Annotated in this window: 14 protein-coding genes and 1 riboswitch; of the genes, 12 read left to right on the plus strand and 2 right to left on the minus strand. The window is 61.4% G+C overall.

What is annotated here, in order from left to right:
- Window positions 1-107 precede the first annotated feature (107 nt).
- The 11 genes from ONZ54_RS03005 (at window position 108) to ONZ54_RS03055 (ending at window position 10588) form a co-directional block, all read left to right on the plus strand.
- Complete coding sequence (locus tag ONZ54_RS03005; protein WP_271787434.1) at window positions 108-1109, plus strand: sulfate ABC transporter substrate-binding protein; 1002 nt, start codon at window positions 108-110, stop codon at window positions 1107-1109.
- A gap of 68 nt (window positions 1110-1177) precedes the next feature.
- Window positions 1178-1753: an RBBP9/YdeN family alpha/beta hydrolase gene (locus ONZ54_RS03010; RefSeq protein WP_271787435.1), complete on the plus strand. Its 576-nt coding sequence runs from the start codon at window positions 1178-1180 to the stop codon at window positions 1751-1753.
- A gap of 277 nt (window positions 1754-2030) precedes the next feature.
- Window positions 2031-2870, plus strand: coding sequence for a sulfate ABC transporter permease subunit CysT (gene cysT, locus ONZ54_RS03015; RefSeq protein WP_192896063.1), 840 nt, complete (start codon window positions 2031-2033; stop codon window positions 2868-2870).
- The gene (gene cysW, locus ONZ54_RS03020; RefSeq protein ID WP_017411529.1) at window positions 2867-3760 is read left to right on the plus strand and encodes a sulfate ABC transporter permease subunit CysW; all 894 of its coding nucleotides are present in this window, start codon (window positions 2867-2869) and stop codon (window positions 3758-3760) included. Before cysT ends, cysW begins: the two co-directional genes overlap by 4 nt.
- Window positions 3761-3845: 85 nt before the next feature.
- A complete protein-coding gene (locus ONZ54_RS03025; protein ID WP_271787436.1) occupies window positions 3846-4913 on the plus strand; it encodes a sulfate/molybdate ABC transporter ATP-binding protein in 1068 nt (355 codons plus the stop codon).
- A gap of 185 nt (window positions 4914-5098) precedes the next feature.
- Window positions 5099-6046 carry an HTH-type transcriptional regulator Cbl gene (gene cbl, locus ONZ54_RS03030; RefSeq protein ID WP_058395371.1) on the plus strand — a complete coding sequence of 316 codons (948 nt, stop codon included), beginning with the start codon at window positions 5099-5101 and terminating at the stop codon, window positions 6044-6046.
- A 210-nt stretch (window positions 6047-6256) separates the two neighbouring features.
- Window positions 6257-7468, plus strand: coding sequence for a threonine synthase (locus ONZ54_RS03035; RefSeq protein WP_271787437.1), 1212 nt, complete (start codon window positions 6257-6259; stop codon window positions 7466-7468).
- Window positions 7465-8130 carry an amino acid ABC transporter permease gene (locus ONZ54_RS03040; RefSeq protein ID WP_059111774.1) on the plus strand — a complete coding sequence of 222 codons (666 nt, stop codon included), beginning with the start codon at window positions 7465-7467 and terminating at the stop codon, window positions 8128-8130. Before ONZ54_RS03035 ends, ONZ54_RS03040 begins: the two co-directional genes overlap by 4 nt.
- Window positions 8131-8334: 204 nt before the next feature.
- Window positions 8335-8997, plus strand: a complete 663-nt coding sequence (locus ONZ54_RS03045) for an amino acid ABC transporter permease (RefSeq protein ID WP_271787438.1) — start codon at window positions 8335-8337, stop codon at window positions 8995-8997.
- The gene (locus ONZ54_RS03050; protein WP_271787439.1) at window positions 8994-9755 is read left to right on the plus strand and encodes an amino acid ABC transporter ATP-binding protein; all 762 of its coding nucleotides are present in this window, start codon (window positions 8994-8996) and stop codon (window positions 9753-9755) included. The genes ONZ54_RS03045 and ONZ54_RS03050 overlap by 4 nt, the downstream gene beginning before the upstream one ends.
- Window positions 9752-10588, plus strand: a complete 837-nt coding sequence (locus ONZ54_RS03055; protein WP_234591720.1) for a transporter substrate-binding domain-containing protein — start codon at window positions 9752-9754, stop codon at window positions 10586-10588. Before ONZ54_RS03050 ends, ONZ54_RS03055 begins: the two co-directional genes overlap by 4 nt.
- Window positions 10589-11050: 462 nt before the next feature.
- On the opposite strand, the gene gbpA is transcribed toward ONZ54_RS03055, so the two are convergent.
- Both gbpA and ONZ54_RS03065 read right to left on the minus strand, forming a co-directional pair.
- Entirely contained in the window at window positions 11051-12475 is a 1425-nt protein-coding gene (gene gbpA, locus ONZ54_RS03060) for an N-acetylglucosamine-binding protein GbpA (protein WP_271787440.1), read from the minus strand.
- 66 nt (window positions 12476-12541) lie between these two features.
- Window positions 12542-12627: riboswitch (cyclic di-GMP riboswitch) on the minus strand.
- A 263-nt stretch (window positions 12628-12890) separates the two neighbouring features.
- A complete protein-coding gene (locus ONZ54_RS03065) occupies window positions 12891-14588 on the minus strand; it encodes a methyl-accepting chemotaxis protein (RefSeq protein ID WP_005313698.1) in 1698 nt (565 codons plus the stop codon).
- A gap of 281 nt (window positions 14589-14869) precedes the next feature.
- Between ONZ54_RS03065 and ONZ54_RS03070 the strand changes: the two genes are divergently transcribed.
- Window positions 14870-16720, plus strand: coding sequence for a M3 family metallopeptidase (locus ONZ54_RS03070; protein WP_271787441.1), 1851 nt, complete (start codon window positions 14870-14872; stop codon window positions 16718-16720).
- The last annotated feature ends 36 nt before the right edge of the window (window positions 16721-16756 follow it).

A 16756-nucleotide genomic window follows, 5' to 3' on the forward strand; every position in this document is an offset into this window, starting at 1 on the left:
CGGCGGATTGATATGAGCAAAAGAGATAAGCAAAGCGTTATTTCTTGGTTCTCGGCATAACAAGCCCGCGGCATGCTGCATTCAACCCAAGGATATGGAGTATCACCATGAAACTACGAATGACAGCCCTGACCCTGCTCTCCCTGTTGGCCCTCGGTCAGGCCAATGCCGCCGAGATACGTCTGCTCAACGTCTCCTACGATCCGACCCGCGAGCTGTTCCAGGAGTACAACGCCGCCTTTGCCAAAGAGTGGAAAGCGAAGACGGGTGACGATGTGGTGGTGAGCCAGTCTCACGGTGGTTCCGGCAAGCAGGCGCGGGCCGTGGTGGATGGGCTGGAGGCGGATCTGGTGTCGCTGGCGCTGGCCTATGACGTCGATGCCATCGCCAAGGAGGGGCTTATCGCCGCCGACTGGCAGAGTCGCCTTGCCAACAACGCGTCCCCCTACACCTCCACCATCGTCTTCCTGGTGCGCAAGGACAATCCCAAGCAGATCAAGGATTGGGGCGATCTGGTGCGCAAGGATGTGGCCATCGTCACCCCCAACCCCAAGACCTCCGGCGGGGCGCGCTGGAACTACCTGGCGGCCTGGGGCTATGCCCTGAAGAAAAGCGGCAGTGAGGAGGGGGCCAAACAGTTCGTCGGCGATCTGTTCAAGAACGTCAAGGTGCTGGATTCAGGGGCCCGTGGTGCCACCACCAGCTTTATCGAGCGCGGTCTCGGCGATGTCTTGCTGGCGTGGGAAAACGAAGCCCTGCTGGTGCTGGGTCAGGCGGGCAACAGCGACAAGTTTGAACTAGTGGTGCCGTCGGTCTCCATCCTGGCGGAGCCTCCGGTGGCCGTGGTCGACAAGGTGGCCAGGAAGCATGGCACCGAGGCTGTCGCCAAGGGGTACCTTGAGTATCTCTACTCTGACGAGGGGCAGCGCATCATCGCCAAGTACCACTACCGCCCCAGCAATCCGGCGATCCAGAAGGAGACGGCAGCCCAGTTCCCGCAACTGACCCTGTTTACCGTCAAGGATCTGGAAGGGGACTGGGACAAGGCCCAGCAGAAGCACTTCGCCCAAGGCGGGCTGTTTGACCAGATTTACCAGCCGGGCGGCTAAGGCCCCCTGCTTCCTTGTGGCATGTTCACCCCGCACTGGCCCCTGTGCCAGCTGATAGGAGCACCAAGATGAACAAGATCCTCCTGGTTCCCGGTCTGCACAACAGTGGGCCGGATCATTGGCAGAGCCGCTGGCATCAATATTTCCCCCACTGGCAGCGCATGGTTGGCCTGCCGTGGGACAAGCCGGACCTGACGGTCTGGAGCGCCAAGCTGGCGAGCAAGCTGCGCAGCCGGCGCGGCCGGGCCCATCTGGTGGCCCACTCCTTCGGCGCCCTGGCGGCCATCACGGCGGCGCGCCAGCAGCCTGACAAGGTGGCCTCGCTCTTTATCGTGGCGCCGGCGGATCCTGCCCATTTCGGCATAGTGGATGAGGCGCTGGCCGGTTCGCTCAAGGTATCGGCCCAGCTGATCGCCAGTCGCAACGATCCCTGGCTCAGTTTCGAGCGAGCCGAATACTGGAGTCGCCAGTGGCAGGTGCCGCTGTTCGATGCCGGTGAGGTGGGCCATATCAATGCCCAGTCCGGTCATGGGGAGTGGAGCCTGGGACTCAACCTGCTCGGCACCCTCTATCGCCGGGCCGAGATGGTGGTCGAGCCTGCGCCTGCTGTGTGGGAGCGACGCACGGCCCTCAGTTTTCGGTGAAAGTGTTGCCAATACCCGTTCAATTTGCAGAGAAGGAGAGAGAGCACCCGACATGACAACAGCCTGATTTTGATTGCTTGGTACATTGCACGACGCTCCATTTTTTAGGTCTTTTATTTATATAAAAGACCTTTTTTTCATTTTATGGCGCTAAAAACCAGTGCCGCCCTGGTTAGATAAAAAAGTGCTTAGCAAAGGCGTTATTGGTGTTTGTTGTCTCAAACAGGCGTGCGCAGAATCGCTGTATCGAATGTTTTTCATAACAAACGGAAGCGTTATGCGATTTGGTTCTTACTCCGTCTTGCCAGGCTTTGGTCCGACCCTTGGCTTCAGCCTGCTCTATCTCGGTATCCTGGTACTGCTGCCGCTCTCGGCGCTGGTGTTGTTCGCGGTGAACAATCTTACTGCGGGGGAATTCTGGCAGGTGATCGGCTCACCCCGGGTGCTTGCCTCCTTTCGCCTGAGTTTCGGTGCCGCTTTCATCGCGGCGCTGCTGAACAGCCTGTTTGGCCTGATCCTCGCCTGGGTACTGGTGCGTTACAGCTTCCCCGGTCGCCGGCTGGTGGATGCGCTGATCGATCTGCCGTTCGCCATGCCTACCGCCGTCTCCGGTATTGCCCTGTGCGCCATCTTCGCCCCCAACGGCTGGATCGGGCAGTGGGTCGCCCCACTGGGCATAGAGCTTGCCTACAACCCCATCGGCGTGGTGATTGCCCTCACCTTCATCGGGTTGCCTTTCGTGGTCCGCACCCTGCAGCCAGTGCTGCGGGAGGCAGAGACGGAACAGGAAGAGGCCGCCGCCAGCCTGGGGGCTGACCGCTGGCAAACCTTTTTGCGCGTGCTGTGGCCAACCCTGATCCCGGCACTGCTCACAGGTTTTGCCCTGGCGTTTGCCCGTGGCGTGGGGGAGTACGGCTCCGTCATCTTTATCGCCGGCAACCTGCCCATGGTTTCCGAAATTGCCCCCCTGATGATCATGAGTCATCTGGAGGAGTACGACTATGCAGGTGCTTCTGCCATCGCCGTGGTCATGCTGCTGGTCTCATTTATTTTGTTATTGCTCATCAACAAGTTGCAGGCCTGGAGCTGGGCACGCATAGGAGGGACTCGCGTATGAGCGCATCCAACTCGACACTGGATCTGGTCCAGGGTGTGGCGCCAGCCCCGCTGGCCCGCCACCCTTCCGTCACTCGTGAGCCAGTCTGGGTCAAATGGCTGCTCATTGCCCTTGGACTGGGCTGGTTTGCCGCTCTGCTGCTGTTGCCGCTGGCCACCGTCTTCATTCAGGCGCTGAGCCCGGGCCTCACCTTCTTCTGGCACGCCATCAGCGAGCCGGATGCCCTGAGCGCCCTGGGCTTGACCGCCCTGGTCACGCTTTGCGCCGTGCCCCTCAACCTGCTGTTCGGGCTGGCGGCGGCCTGGGCCATAGCCCGCTTCCGCTTCCCCGGTCGGCAGCTGCTCATCACCCTCATCGACCTGCCGTTCTCTGTCTCGCCGGTGATCGCCGGGCTCATGCTGGTGCTGCTGTTCGGCAGTCGCGGCTGGTTTGGCGACTGGCTGAGCGAGCACGACATCAAGGTCATCTTCGCCACCCCGGGCATCATTCTGGCCACCACCTTCATTACTGTGCCCTTCGTGGTGCGCGAGCTGCTGCCCCAGATGGAGGCCCGTGGCCCGGAAGAGGAGGAGGCGGCCATCATGCTGGGGGCGAGCGGTTTGCAAATGTTCTGGCGAGTGACCCTGCCCGGCATCCGCTGGAGCCTGATGTATGGCCTGCTGCTCTGTACCGCCCGTGCTGTGGGGGAGTTTGGGGCCGTGTCGGTGGTCTCCGGCCATATTCGCGGCCAGACCAATACCCTGCCGCTGCATATCGAGATCCTCTACAACGAGTACCAGACCGGCGCCGCCTTCGCGGTGGCAAGCCTGCTGGCGCTGTTCGGGATCTTCACCCTGCTGGGCGAAACCCTGCTGGCCCGGCTACGTGGGCAGCCTGACAAGCCCCACTGATATTGCGAGAGAGGCCCGGCTGCGCGACCTGCCGGGCCCCATACCCCATTGATCTCGATATAACGATTATTGAAAAGAGGCATCTATGAGCATTCAGGTTCAAGGGCTCAACAAGCATTTCAATCAGTACGCGGCGCTGGCCGACATCAACCTCGACTTTCACGATGGCGAGCTGGTGGCGCTGCTGGGGCCCTCCGGCTGTGGCAAAACCACCTTGCTGCGCATCATAGCCGGGCTGGAGCAGGCCGACGCTGGCCACGTCATCATCCGCGGTGAGCATGCAACCGACCTTGATGTGCGTGAGCGCAACGTGGGTTTCGTGTTCCAGCACTACGCCCTGTTTCGCCACATGACGGTGTTCGAGAACGTGGCATTTGGCTTGCGGGTCAAGCCGAGGTCAGAGCGTCCCACCGAGGCGGTCATCCGCGCCCGGGTCAAGGAGCTGCTGGATCTGGTGCAGCTCAGCCATGTGGCCGATCGCCACCCGACCCAGCTCTCCGGCGGTCAGCGCCAGCGGGTCGCCCTGGCCCGCGCCCTGGCAGTGCAACCCAAGGTGTTGCTGCTGGATGAGCCCTTCGGTGCCCTCGATGCCCAGGTACGCAAGGAGCTGCGCCGCTGGTTGCGCGAACTGCATGACGAGTTGCATGTCACCAGCCTGTTCGTGACCCACGATCAGGAGGAGGCGCTGGAGGTGGCGGATCGGGTGGTGCTGATGAACGCCGGCCGGGTCGAGCAGATAGGCACACCGGCCGAGGTCTATGACCAGCCCGCCAGTGCCTTTGTGCACAGCTTTCTCGGCAGCGTGAACCTGTTTCGCGGTCGGGTGGCAGGTCAGGGGCTTGGCATTGGCGAACAGTGGCTGGGAGGGCCCATCAGTTCCCATCTGGCGGAGGGCAGTGCAGCCATCGCCTATGTGCGTCCCCACGAGCTGGAGATAGTGCCTGCGGATGCCTGCGGGGGGATCCGCGCCACCATCACCCGACTGCTGCCCATGGGGCCCCGTATCCGAGTGGAGTTGCGTGGCATTGGGGATACAAACGGTGCACACTTCGAGGCCGAATTGAGCAAAGAGGCGGCCAGGGCATTTGCCCCGGGGCAGGGGGTGCGGCTGGTGGCCAGGCAGGCCCAGCTTTATCCGGACTACCAGATTTGATGGCCAGGGTTTGCATCCAGGCGAGAGCGACTCGCCGCCACCCTTGCCAACCGACAGGATCAGGGCGTGACCCTCTTATCGCGATAACCGTATCAGGCTTGCAGTCCGGCACAGGGTCGGGCTGGCAATAACAAAAACGGCGGCGGGACCAACCCGACCGGCCAGTCAGCGCAGGAGGCGATGGCGTGAATTTTCAGCAGTTACGCATTATACGGGAGGCGGCGCGGCGGGATTACAACCTGACCGAGGTGGCCAATGCCCTGTTTACCTCCCAGTCCGGGGTCAGCCGCCATATTCGCGAGCTGGAGGAGGAGCTGGGGATAGAGCTGTTCATCCGCTACGGCAAGCGGCTGCTCGGCATGACGGAGCCGGGCAAGGAGTTGCTGGTGATCGCCGAGCGCATCCTCAATGACGCCAACAATATCCGCAAACTGGCCAGCACCTTTGCCAACCGCGAGTCCGGCAGGCTGCTGGTGGCAACCACTCACACCCAGGCCCGTTACGCCCTGCCGCGGGTGGTAAAGGCGTTTCGCGAACAGTTCCCGCTGGTGCAACTGGAGCTGCGTCAGGGCAGCCCTGAGGAGATAGTGCGGCTGGTGCAGACCGGCGAGGTGGATATCGGCATCAGCAGCGAGCGGCTCGACAAGAGCGAAGGGGTGGTGGCGTTTCCCTACTACCGCTGGCACCACAACATAGTGGTGCCCGAGCAGCACCCCCTCACCGCCGAGCGGGAGCTGACACTGGCGGCGCTGGCACACTGGCCCATCATCACCTATCAGGCCGGCTTGACCGGACGGGCGCGGGTGGATGAGGCGTTTGCCGAAGCGGGGATCACGCCGCAGATACTGCTGACTGCCCAGGATTCGGACGTCATCAAGACCTATGTCGAGCTGGAGATGGGGGTCGGCATATTGGCGGACATGGCATTCGATACCCAGCGCGACAGGGGGCTGGTGCAGCTTGACGGCAGCCGTCTTTTTGCGCCACACACCGCCTGGATCGGGCTCAAGCAGGGGCAGTTCCAGCACAACTTCGCCTGGCAATTTATCCAGCTCTGCAATCCGGAGCTGGCGCTGGCAGACATTCAGGCCCGCGCCATGGGCGGTGAGCCTGTCATCGACTACCAGATCTGAACCTTGCCAGACGATGTGAAACGGGGAGCCAGTGGCTCCCCGTTTTGTTGGCGGCGAGGGCGCGCAGGCCAGTGACACACATGGCGGTCACCAAGGGCCTCATATGAATTTTTTCGCTTAGGTTTGCCGCTTTACTTCGTTTGTTATCACGCACTTTGGTTACAGGATGGAACAAGTGACTGACAACAGCCGACATATTCAGGATAAAGCATGCCGTACAGCTACCTATCACATCTGCGTTGCAGCAAGACCGGCGATATCCATGATGCCGATCAGCCCCAGCAACTGAGCCAGGTGGGGGCCCCCCTGCTAGCCAGCTACGATCTCGAGGCCCTGAAGAAGGTTTGGCATCCGGCCGCTCTGCTAGGACGTCCTGCCACCCTGTGGCGTTATCACGAGCTGCTGCCGGTGCGTGACCCCGCCCAGGTGGTGACACTGGGGGAAGGACTGACACCCTTGTTGCCCTTGCGCGCACTGGGCAAGCAGGTCGGCATTCCGGATCTCTGGATGAAGGATGAGAGCATCATCCCCACCGGATCCTTCAAGGCCCGTGGCGCAGCCGTTGGCATTTCCCGTGCTCGTGAACTCGGTGTCACCCATTTTGCCATGCCCACCAACGGCAATGCTGGAGCCGCATGGGCTCTTTATGGTGCCCGTACCGGCCTGCGCAGCACCATAGTCATGCCACAGGAAGCCCCGGCCATTACCCGCTTGGAGACATCCCTGGCGGGTGCGCGTCTTTATCTGGTGGATGGCCTCATCAGCGATGCGGGCCGCCAAGTCGCTCAGGCTGTGGTGGATCAATCCCTGTTTGATGCCTCTACCCTGAAGGAGCCCTATCGGATCGAAGGCAAGAAGACAATGGGGCTGGAGATCGCCGAACAGCTGGGTTGGAAGTTGCCAGATGTAATCATCTACCCCACAGGCGGCGGGGTCGGCCTCATCGGCATCTACAAGGCGCTCCGTGAGTTGCAGGAATTGGGCTGGGTTAAAGGGGACCTGCCCCGACTGGTGGCGGTGCAGGCCAGTGGTTGCGCACCCATAGTGCAGGCCTGGCAGCAAGGTGCCAGCGAGTCGAGCTTCTGGCCGGATTCCCAGACCCTGGCCTTCGGCATCAATGTGCCCAAGGCGCTGGGAGATTTTCTGGTGCTCGATGCGCTCTATCGTACCAATGGTTGTGCCATCGCTGTGGATGACAGGGCGATTAAGGCAGAGATCCGCCAACTTGCGTCCCTGGAGGGGAGCTTTGTCTGCCCGGAAGGGGCTGCGGCTTTCGCCGCCGCCCGCCAACTGCGGGAGAGTGGCTGGATCAAGGGGGGTGAGCAGGTCGTCGTGCTCAATACGGGGGCTGGGATCAAGTACCCGGATGCAATCACTGTGTTGCCCCAGCGACTACGCCGTGACGGGAGGATACCGGCATGACGTTCGACTGGTCTTTTATCCTCGGCACCCTGCCCGCGTTCGGCAAGGCGGTCTGGGTCACACTGCAACTGGGCGCCATGGTGATCTTTACGTCGCTGGGGGTGGCCCTGCTCAACGTGGCCCTGCTGAGCTTGCAAAAGCCACTGCTCGCCGCGTTCATCCGCGGCTATGTGGAGCTGGCCCGCAACACACCGCTGCTGATCCAGCTGTTCTTTCTCTACTTCGGGCTGCCGGCGCTGGGGCTATCGCTGTCAGGTTTTGCCACTGCGGTGATCGCCATGACCTTCCTCGGTGGCGGCTATCTGACCGAGGCGCTGAGAGCAGGTATCCAGGCCGTGCCCACCAGCCAGCTGGAAGCGGGCCGGGCCATTGGCCTCTCCCGCTGGCAACTGCTGCGCCATGTGCAACTGCCCCAGGCCTGGCTTGCCAGCCTGCCGGCGCTGTTTGCCAACTTCATCTTCCTGCTCAAGGAGACGACAGTGGCCTCGGCGGTGGCGGTGCCCGAGCTGCTCTACACCACCAAGAACTACATAGCCCTCTACTACAAGACCTACGAGATGCTGGCTGTGCTGACCCTGATGTGCGTGCTGATCTTCTTGCCGTTATCACTGGCCCTGCGGGCTCTGGAAAGGAGGCTGCAACATGGTCAGTTCGGTCACTGAGTCACTTGAGCAAGCATGGCTCCTGATGAGCGAGCGGAGCGCCCTGTCATCGTCGTCACTGGCCCTGCAAGCCGTAGAAAGGAGGGTTCAATATGGTCAGTTCGGTCACTGAGTCACTTGAGCAAGCATGGCTCCTGATGAGCGAGCGGAGCGCCCTGTCATCGTCGTCACCGGCCCTGCGAGCCGTAGAAAGGAGGGTTCAATATGGTCAGTTCGGTCACTGAGTTGCTGGGCCAAGCCCTGCCGCTGCTGGCAATTGGCGCGGGTCAGACCCTTGCCATCTCCCTGCTCGCCATCCTGTTTGCAACCCTCGGCGGTGTCGCTTACGGCGTGCTGGCGCAACAGGGCGGACGACTGACTCTGGGCTCGCTGCGGGTTTATCTGGAGCTGTTTAGGGTGGTGCCCGTGCTGGTGTGGCTCTACCTCTTCTTCTTCGGGTTGCCGATCTTCTTCGGCCTCGATATTCCGGCCTTCTGGTGCGCAGTGCTGGTACTCGCCCTTTGGGGCGCCAGCGAGGTGGGGGAAGTGGTGCGCGGCGGCCTGGGATCCTTGGCCCGTGGTCAGCAGGAGGCTGGGTTGGCGCTCGGACTCTCGACCTGGCAGCTCTATCGCCATGTGTTGTTGCCCCAGGCGCTGCAGCGGCTGACGCCGCCGACCATCAACATTTACACCCGCATCATCAAGACCAGCTCGCTGGCGGTGCTGATCGGGGTGGTGGAGGTGATCAAGGTGGGCCAGCAGATCATAGAGCGCACCTATGCTTCCGTGCTCATCTACGGCTTGCTGTTTATGTTCTTCTTTCTGGTCTGCTATCCGCTCTCGCTGGCCTCGCGCCGGCTGGAGCAAAAATGGGGTAATGCGGTATGACACCTCTGCTTGAACTTGAGCTCGTCAGCAAACAATTCGGCCCAAACCGGGTGCTGGACAAGGTTAGCCTCAGCGTGCGCGCCGGTGAGGTGATCGTCATCCTGGGGCCAAGCGGCTGCGGCAAGAGCACACTGCTGCGCACCCTCAACGGGCTCGAGCCGATTCAGGGCGGTGAGATCCGCTTCGACGGCGTGCTGCTGGATGGTGCCACCGACTGGCAGCGGGTGCGCCAGCGTATCGGCATGGTGTTCCAGAGCTATCACCTCTTCCCCAACCTGACTGTGCTGGAGAACGTGCTGCTAGGCCCCCTTCAGGTGCAAAAACGGGAGCGGCAGGAGGCCCTGCTGCAGGCGGAGCAGCTGTTGACCCGCATCGGTCTGTGGGAGAAGCGCCACGCCTATCCGCACGAGCTCTCCGGCGGCCAGCAGCAACGCATCGCCATAGTGCGGGCTCTGTGCATGAACCCCCAGGTGATGCTGTTTGACGAGGTGACCGCCGCCCTCGACCCCGAAATGGTGCAGGAGGTGCTGGAAGTGTTGCGGGATCTCGCCGGCAGCGGCATGACACTGCTTATCGTCACCCACGAGATGGCGTTCGCCCGGGCGGTGGCGGATCGCATCGTCTTCATGGATGGCGGCCACATTCTGGAGCAGGCCGCCCCCCGCGTCTTTTTCGACAACCCCAGGAGCCAGCGTGCGCGCCAGTTCCTCGCCAAGTTTTCTTATACAGATGTCATCAAACGAAAGGAGTCAGCATGAAAAAAATCACCTCGGTTCTGTTCAGTGCCCTGATCGGCCTGGGCCTTGCCAGCGGCGCAGCCCATGCGGCGGACGGTTCCCTCGACAAGATCAAGGCGCGCGACAAGCTCATCGTCGGCGTCTTCACCGACAAGCCCCCCTTCGGCTACGTGGATGAGAAGGGGAACTACGTGGGCTTCGATACCGATCTCGGTCGCCGTTTCGCCAAGGATCTGCTGGGAGATGAGAACAAGGTCGAGTTCGTGGCGGTGGAGCCCGCCAGCCGCATCCCCTTCCTGCAGAGCGACAAGGTGGATCTGATCCTCGCCAACATGACGGTGACGCCGGAGCGGCGCGAGGTGGTGGATTTCACCAACCCGAACCTGCGAGTGGCGGTACAGGTGCTGGTGCCGGAAGGGAGCCCGGCCAAGGGATTAGGCGATCTGGCGGACAAGACCCTGATTGTCACTACTGGCACCACGGCCGACATCTGGCTGACCCGCAATCATCCAGATTGGAAGGTGCTCAAGTTCGAGAAGAATACCGAATCCCTGCAGGCGCTGGCTCAGGGCCGTGGTGATGCCTACGCCCAGGACAATCTGGTGCTGTTCAGCTGGGCCAAGGAGAATCCGGGCTACCGGGTGCTGCCCGAGAAGCTGGGGGCGGAAGACCCAATCGCGCCAGCGGTGAAGAAGGGCAATATCGAGCTGCGTGACTGGGTCAACGAGCGCCTCGCCAAGCTGGGTGAAGAGAAGTACCTGCTCAAGCTCTACGACCAGTATGTGCGCGACAAGTTGAGCGCCGATACCGACCCCAACGACGTGATAGTGGAAGGGGGCAAGTGGCAGGGGTAATCCTGTTGAAAGAGTGAAAAGTGTGCTGAGAAAAGTGAAGTGTGTGAAGCGTGAAGTCCTGGTTCCGTTGGTCCGCAAACCGCAAGGTTTGACCTTTCAGGCGTCCCCGTTCGGGGGACGCTTTTTTTATTTGCCGCGCTTGTACGTATCCGTTCAGCGCAATCCAGGCATCCTGCCAGTTGGTGCCGATACCCGGCTTATTCGGGCTGGCGCTGGCAGAATCAAGGTCCGCTCTCGACTTTCAGAACTGGCTCAGTTCAACGCACTCCAGGCGTCCTGCCAGTTGGTGCCGATACCCGGCTTATTCGGGCTGGCGCTGGCAGACATTCAGGTCCGCTCTCGACTTTCAGAACTGGCTCAGTTCAGCGCAATCCAGGCGTCCTGCCAGTTGGTGCCAATACCCGGCTTATTCGGGCTGGCGCTGGCAGACATTCAGGTCCGCTCTCGACTTTCAGAACTGGCTCAGTTCAGCGCAATCCAGGCGTCCTGCCAGTTGGTGCCAATACCCGGCTCATACTGGGTGGCGCTGGCCGACCACTGGCTGCACCAGCCTCGGTAGGGGAAGGGCTTGCACTGATAGACCTTGCCGTTCTTGGGTTGCAACACCTTGGTGCCGTCCGTGTAGGAGGTCAGTCCCTGCGGGAAGGTGAACTGGTAGTCACCGCCACCTGCCGAGTCCTTGAGCATCAGGTCCAGGGTCTGCTGCAGGGCTTCGCCACCCGCCTTTGGCTTGGCCTCGATCACCAGTTGGTGGTGACCTGCGCTGAGCCCGGTGAGCGGCATGGTGAAGCTCTGGCTGCTGTCCTTGATGTCGGCGGCAGACTGGCCCCTGGCCACACCACCATGGTCATACAAGGTGTTGGTGACAGTCAGATCCCCCTGGGCAGTGATGGTGAAGTCGAGGGTCACCTTGCCGTCGTCGAGCAGGTATTCGCTCTCCAGACCGCTCACGCTGATGTCGTTGCCCACCGGCGGTTGCAGCTGTTCGAGCTGGATCTCGACCCGTTCCAGTGCGCTGCCTGCCTTGAGGTAGACGGGGTTCTGGCCGTAGACGGGGTTGAACTGATTGTCGGCGTTCTGCTGACCGGCGCGGATCTGGCTCTGCTCCGTATTGATCTTGCTGGCCAGGGCATGAGCCCAGTTGTTTTTCTGGCCCTGCTCCGTGGTGGTGATGGTCAACTCGGTTTGCAGATCGGGGCGCACGCCATTGGCGTCGAACACCAGAGCTCTGGCCTTGTCACCGGCCGCCAGATCGGTGGAGGGATAAATGGTGCCCCCCTGGCTCCAGCTCAAGGGGGGCTGAGTGCCTCCCTTGAAGTTGGCATCGATCAGGTTGTAGAAGCTGTTGCTGGTATCACCCACTTCCCACACCCCCAGGATCAGCTGATAACCGGTGCGCTCCGGCAGGTTGCAGTTGTGAGTGACCTGCTTGGGCGGCTGTACCATGTTGCCATCCACCACGCAGAAAGGGGTGAGATCGAAGGCGGCACGGGTCAGCGGCTGGTTCGGGTTCCAGTCCTGTTTGGTGAGGTAGTAACGCCAGTTGCGGGTGACATGGTTGGCGGTGAAGGTCCAGCTGATGGCGAATGGCCCGGCCTGTACTTCACGCCTGGTCCAGCGATCGCTGGTCTGGGCGTTCAGCTCACTCCAGCGGGAGCTGCCCGCCGAGGCAATCTGACCATCCTGAGGGCCTGATTGCGGGAAGCCGGAGGGGCCCTCCACGCTCTGGGGTTCCCATTGCACAGCGCCACACTGGCTGTTGCCACCTTTGTTGCACAGGTAGTTGCGGCTCTCGGGCTGGCTGATGTAGCCGTGGGCGAGTACGCCACCACTGGCCAGCAGCGCCAGCGCTGCCGCGACGTGATTGAGTTGGATTTTTGCTGCCATACATTCCTCTGTTCGATAGATGTGGGCAGTCAAGTTGGCAGGGGAGTTCCCCGATACACACCTGAGTGTGGCAACCCCGCTATCCTGGACGACATGTCTTTAGACCGGAGGCTTTGCGTCCTGGCCTTTCAACCAGTTTGCCAAATGACTACATAAAGGGTCATGGTGTCGCGTCTTGCGACACTACCATCATGACTAATTTTGATTAGTTAATTAAGTGTAAATGTTTACAGCTTGACTCATCGGAGTAGAGCTAAAACTTAACGTTATGTTTTTAATGGTGTATTTAATCGGCAAGCTAAGCTGAATGTCGCCCATCATGTCGATAAAATGCAAAAATTCGACATTTTTCATCAATGAAAAAATCCTCTGCCAGCGGGCTGGCAGAGGATGAATTGCGACAGAGCAAGACGGATCAGTGGCGAGCGCGGGGGCGTTCGGCCTGATGTGATTGCTGATGCAGCGGGGCCAGCCGCTGTGCCAGGGTCTGATCGATGGCAGTGCCCAGTTTGAACACCGACAGCCGCTCATCCAGACTGCGGGAGAGGTCTGCCAGCAGCTCGCTCTCTTTCGCCAGATAGGTGGCGGATTGTGACATCTCCTGTGCCGAATCATTGATGCCACTGACGTTGCGGTTCATATCCTCGGCCACCACGCTCTGCTGTTCCGCCGCAGTGGCTATCTGGATCGCCATGTCGCTCACATGCTGGATGTGGTTGACGATGAGGGAGAGATCCTGCCCTGCCTTTTCGGACTGGCTGACGCTGCTCTCCGCCAGCTTGCGGCTGGCATCCATGGCACTGGCGGCGGTCACTGCCCGCTGCTGCAATTGGGCTATGGTGCTCTGTATCTCCTCGGTGGACTGGCGGGTGCGGCTCGCCAGCTGGCGTACCTCGTCGGCGACCACGGCAAAGCCGCGTCCCTGTTCCCCGGCCCTGGCTGCTTCAATGGCGGCGTTGAGGGCCAGCAGGTTGGTCTGCTCGGAGATGGCGCTGATGACGGCTGTCACCTCGCTTATCTGCATCACTCCCTCCTTGAGCTGATTGACCTGCTGGGTGGCCTGTTCCACCTCGGTGGCCAGCGCCTGTATGCCATTGACACTGGCATGCACGTCACGGTTGCCCAGCCCGGCCTCGCTGGTGGCTTCCTGGGTATCCCGGGCGGTATTTTCGGCGTGACCCGCCACATCGGCAATGGTGGCGCTCATCTCGTTCATGGCGGTGGCGAGCTGGGAGAGTTGATCCCGCTGGCTGTTGACCGCCTGATTGGTCTCCTCTGCCGAGGAGGCGATCCGCAGGGCGGCATCTGCCACGTTGCGGGCCCCCTGGCTGGCCTCGATCAGGGCGTGACGAATGGCGTCGAGCCCCTGGTTGGTACAGGCGGCGACGACCCCCATTTCATCCTTGCCGTGTACCGGTATGCTGATCACCAGATCCCCGGCCGCCACCTGCTGCATGGCTCGCTTGATCTCGGCCAGGGGATTGACGATGGAGCGGCTGATGGCAAACCCCAGCAGCCCCATCAGCAGGATCACCAACAGGGTGGCGCCGCCCATCAGCTGGTACTGGGACCAGATGGTGGCCTGAATGTCCTGCAGCAGTACGCCCGAGCCCAGGATCCAGCCCCAGGGCTGATAGCCGGCGACCAGCGACATCTTCTGGGCGGCATCACCGGAGGGTCCTATCCACTGGTATTCAAGGCGGCCATGCTGGCCCCCCTTGCCGAGTTCCACCATGCGTTGCCAGTGATCCCCGGCTGTCTCGGTGCCGCTCTGGCCCATCTGCTGGCCAACCAGTTCCGGTTTGACGGGGTGTACCACAACGTGGCGAGTTTCATCGAGTACGAACAGATAGTTGTCGCCATCGAAGCGCATGCTGTTGAGCATGGCCTTGGCTTCTGCCTGAGCCTGTGCAGCGGGCAAGGTGGTGGCGAGTGACTGGATGCGGCTCATGGCGAGATCCAGCACGGCCTGCAGCCGGGCCTCCCGCTCACTCATCAGATTGCGATGCAAGGCACTGGCCGAAATAAGCAGCAGTGCGATGAAACCGACTAGCGCCAGTGAGAGCAGCAACATCAATTTGCGGCTCACGGCGATATCACCAAGCTTGAACATAAGGTCTCCCTGATTTCCCTGTGGGTCTTGCTGTGGCCAGACATGACGATGGCCCTGATTATTTCGTTATTAACATTTAATTAACTTTCAATAACTTGTGGTGACTGAATGCTAATTGAGTGTTTTGACAACCAGTATAGCCAGCAGACAGAAACCGTCGCTTTTGGTAGCGTGGTTGTGCGCATCCCGGCGCATCATTTGCCAAAAAATGTGAATGACTTGGCATTTCACCAAAAAGGAGCGGGCACCCGTACGGGTCAGCCCCATACAAGAGGGAATTTATGCATTCCATTGCCAGGAATTATTTGAATCAGCTCAATGCCGATTACCTGCAGGTACACAGGCGCAAGGAGGACCTGTTTTGGTCCACCTACATGGGCACCAGTGATGATCAGGCAGGTTTCACCGCCGCCGAGCAGGCCTACAAGGCGTTTTGCGCCAACCCGGCCCGACTGCCGGAGCTCAGAGAGATGCTGGCCCGGGCCGAAGAGGCGGATCTCAAGCGTGGTCTGGGGGGCTGGATTGCCTTCTTCGAGTGCAACGTCATCGAGGATCCGGCTGCCGCCGCCCTGATGGACGAGCTGGTGGCGGCCGAGGCGGCGCTGTTTGCCCGTCGCCGGGAGCTGAAACTCGGCTTGCTGGATGAGCAGGGTCAGCAGGTCGCCGGCAGTCTGCCCGCCGCCAGCACCTCCCTTGCCGCCAGCCCGAACGAGGCGGTGCGCCAGAGCGCGCTGGCCATGTTCCATACCCTGGAACAGTGGGTGGTCGACAACGGCTTTCTCGAGGTAGTGGCGATCCGCAACCGCTTCGCCCGTGCCATGGGGTATCGCGACTATTTCGATTACAAGGTGCGCAAGAACGAGCAGATGAGCCCGGAACAGCTGTTTGCCGTGCTGGATGATTTTATCGCCCGCACCGAGCAGCGGGTGCAGCAGAGTCTGGCTGAGCTGAAAAGCGCCAAGGGAGAGGCGGCGCTGCTGCCCCACAACCTGCGCTATTTCGTCAGCGGCGACGTGACCCGCCAGCTCGACCCCTATGTGCCTTTCTCGCGGGCGCTGAAGGACTGGGTCGAGAGCTTCCGCCGGCTCGGCATCCAGTATCGCGATGCGACCCTGACCCTGGATCTGCTGACCCGGGAGGGGAAATACGAGAACGGCTTCTGCCACGGCCCTGTGCCCAGCTTCTGGCAGGAGGACAAGTGGGTTCCCGCCGTGGTCAACTTCACCAGTCTGGCCAACCCGGCTCAAGTCGGCAGCGGCTGGAGTGGCCTCAATACCCTGTTCCACGAGGGGGGCCACGCCGCCCACTTTGCCAATGTGACCGGCAACGCCCCCTGTTTTTCACAGGAGTTTCCACCCACCTCAATGGCCTATGCCGAGACCCAGTCCATGTTCTGCGACAGCCTGCTGGACGATGCGGACTGGCTCAAGCGCTATGCCAGGAACGCGGCGGGAGAGGTGATCCCAGATTCGCTCATCAAGGCCATGATAGCGGCGCGTCAGCCGTTTCGTGCCTTCAACGAGCGCCAGATAGCGCTGGTTTCCTACTTCGAGCGGGATCTCTACGCCATGGAGGAGAGCGATCTCACTCCGGACGCCGTGCTGGCGCTGGCCCGTCAGTGGGAGCGCAAAATATTGGGGACAGAGAGCCCGAGGCCGCTGCTGGCCATTCCGCATCTGCTGAATCAGGAGTCGGCTTGTGCCTATCACGGCTATCTGCTGGCACTGATGGCGGTGGAACAGACCCGCGCCTATTTCCTTCAGCGCGATGGTTATCTCACCGACAACCCGCGTATCGGTCCGGATCTGGCGGCTCACTACTGGGGGCCGGGCAACGGCATGACCCACGATGAGACGCTGCGCAGCCTGACCGGCGAGGGATTCAGCGCCGTGCCGCTGGCCGAGGTATGCAACCAGAGCGTGGCCGACGCCTGGGTGCAGGCCCAAGCCTGCATGGCGGCGGCGCAGCAAAGGCCGCCGGCCGGTGAGGGGGCGCCCCTCAATGCCCGCATCCGGGTGGTGCATGGCAGTGAGCTGATTGCCGACAACAGCGAGTCGGAGGCGCGTATGCTGGCGGACTTCGAGGGCTGGATCCGGCGCCAGAGCGAAGTCGAGCCCGCCACCCTGGGCTAGATGAACCCCGCCTGCAAAAGAGCCCTGCCAATTGGC

This window comes from Aeromonas salmonicida, from assembly GCF_028355655.1.
GTDB lineage: Bacteria > Pseudomonadota > Gammaproteobacteria > Enterobacterales > Aeromonadaceae > Aeromonas > Aeromonas salmonicida.

Excerpts from the sequence above, each read along its gene's own strand:
- ONZ54_RS03005 (WP_271787434.1), top strand. The coding sequence starts at position 108 with ATGAAACTACGAATGACAGCCCTGACCCTGCTCTCCCTGTTGGCCCTC.
- cysT (WP_192896063.1), top strand. The coding sequence starts at position 2,031 with ATGCGATTTGGTTCTTACTCCGTCTTGCCAGGCTTTGGTCCGACCCTT.
- ONZ54_RS03035 (WP_271787437.1), top strand. The coding sequence starts at position 6,257 with ATGCCGTACAGCTACCTATCACATCTGCGTTGCAGCAAGACCGGCGAT.
- ONZ54_RS03010 (WP_271787435.1), top strand. The coding sequence starts at position 1,178 with ATGAACAAGATCCTCCTGGTTCCCGGTCTGCACAACAGTGGGCCGGAT.
- ONZ54_RS03055 (WP_234591720.1), top strand. The coding sequence starts at position 9,752 with ATGAAAAAAATCACCTCGGTTCTGTTCAGTGCCCTGATCGGCCTGGGC.
- ONZ54_RS03025 (WP_271787436.1), top strand. The coding sequence starts at position 3,846 with ATGAGCATTCAGGTTCAAGGGCTCAACAAGCATTTCAATCAGTACGCG.
- ONZ54_RS03045 (WP_271787438.1), top strand. The coding sequence starts at position 8,335 with ATGGTCAGTTCGGTCACTGAGTTGCTGGGCCAAGCCCTGCCGCTGCTG.
- cysW (WP_017411529.1), top strand. The coding sequence starts at position 2,867 with ATGAGCGCATCCAACTCGACACTGGATCTGGTCCAGGGTGTGGCGCCA.
- gbpA (WP_271787440.1), bottom strand. The coding sequence starts at position 12,475 with ATGGCAGCAAAAATCCAACTCAATCACGTCGCGGCAGCGCTGGCGCTG.
- ONZ54_RS03050 (WP_271787439.1), top strand. The coding sequence starts at position 8,994 with ATGACACCTCTGCTTGAACTTGAGCTCGTCAGCAAACAATTCGGCCCA.
- ONZ54_RS03070 (WP_271787441.1), top strand. The coding sequence starts at position 14,870 with ATGCATTCCATTGCCAGGAATTATTTGAATCAGCTCAATGCCGATTAC.
- ONZ54_RS03065 (WP_005313698.1), bottom strand. The coding sequence starts at position 14,588 with ATGTTCAAGCTTGGTGATATCGCCGTGAGCCGCAAATTGATGTTGCTG.
- ONZ54_RS03040 (WP_059111774.1), top strand. The coding sequence starts at position 7,465 with ATGACGTTCGACTGGTCTTTTATCCTCGGCACCCTGCCCGCGTTCGGC.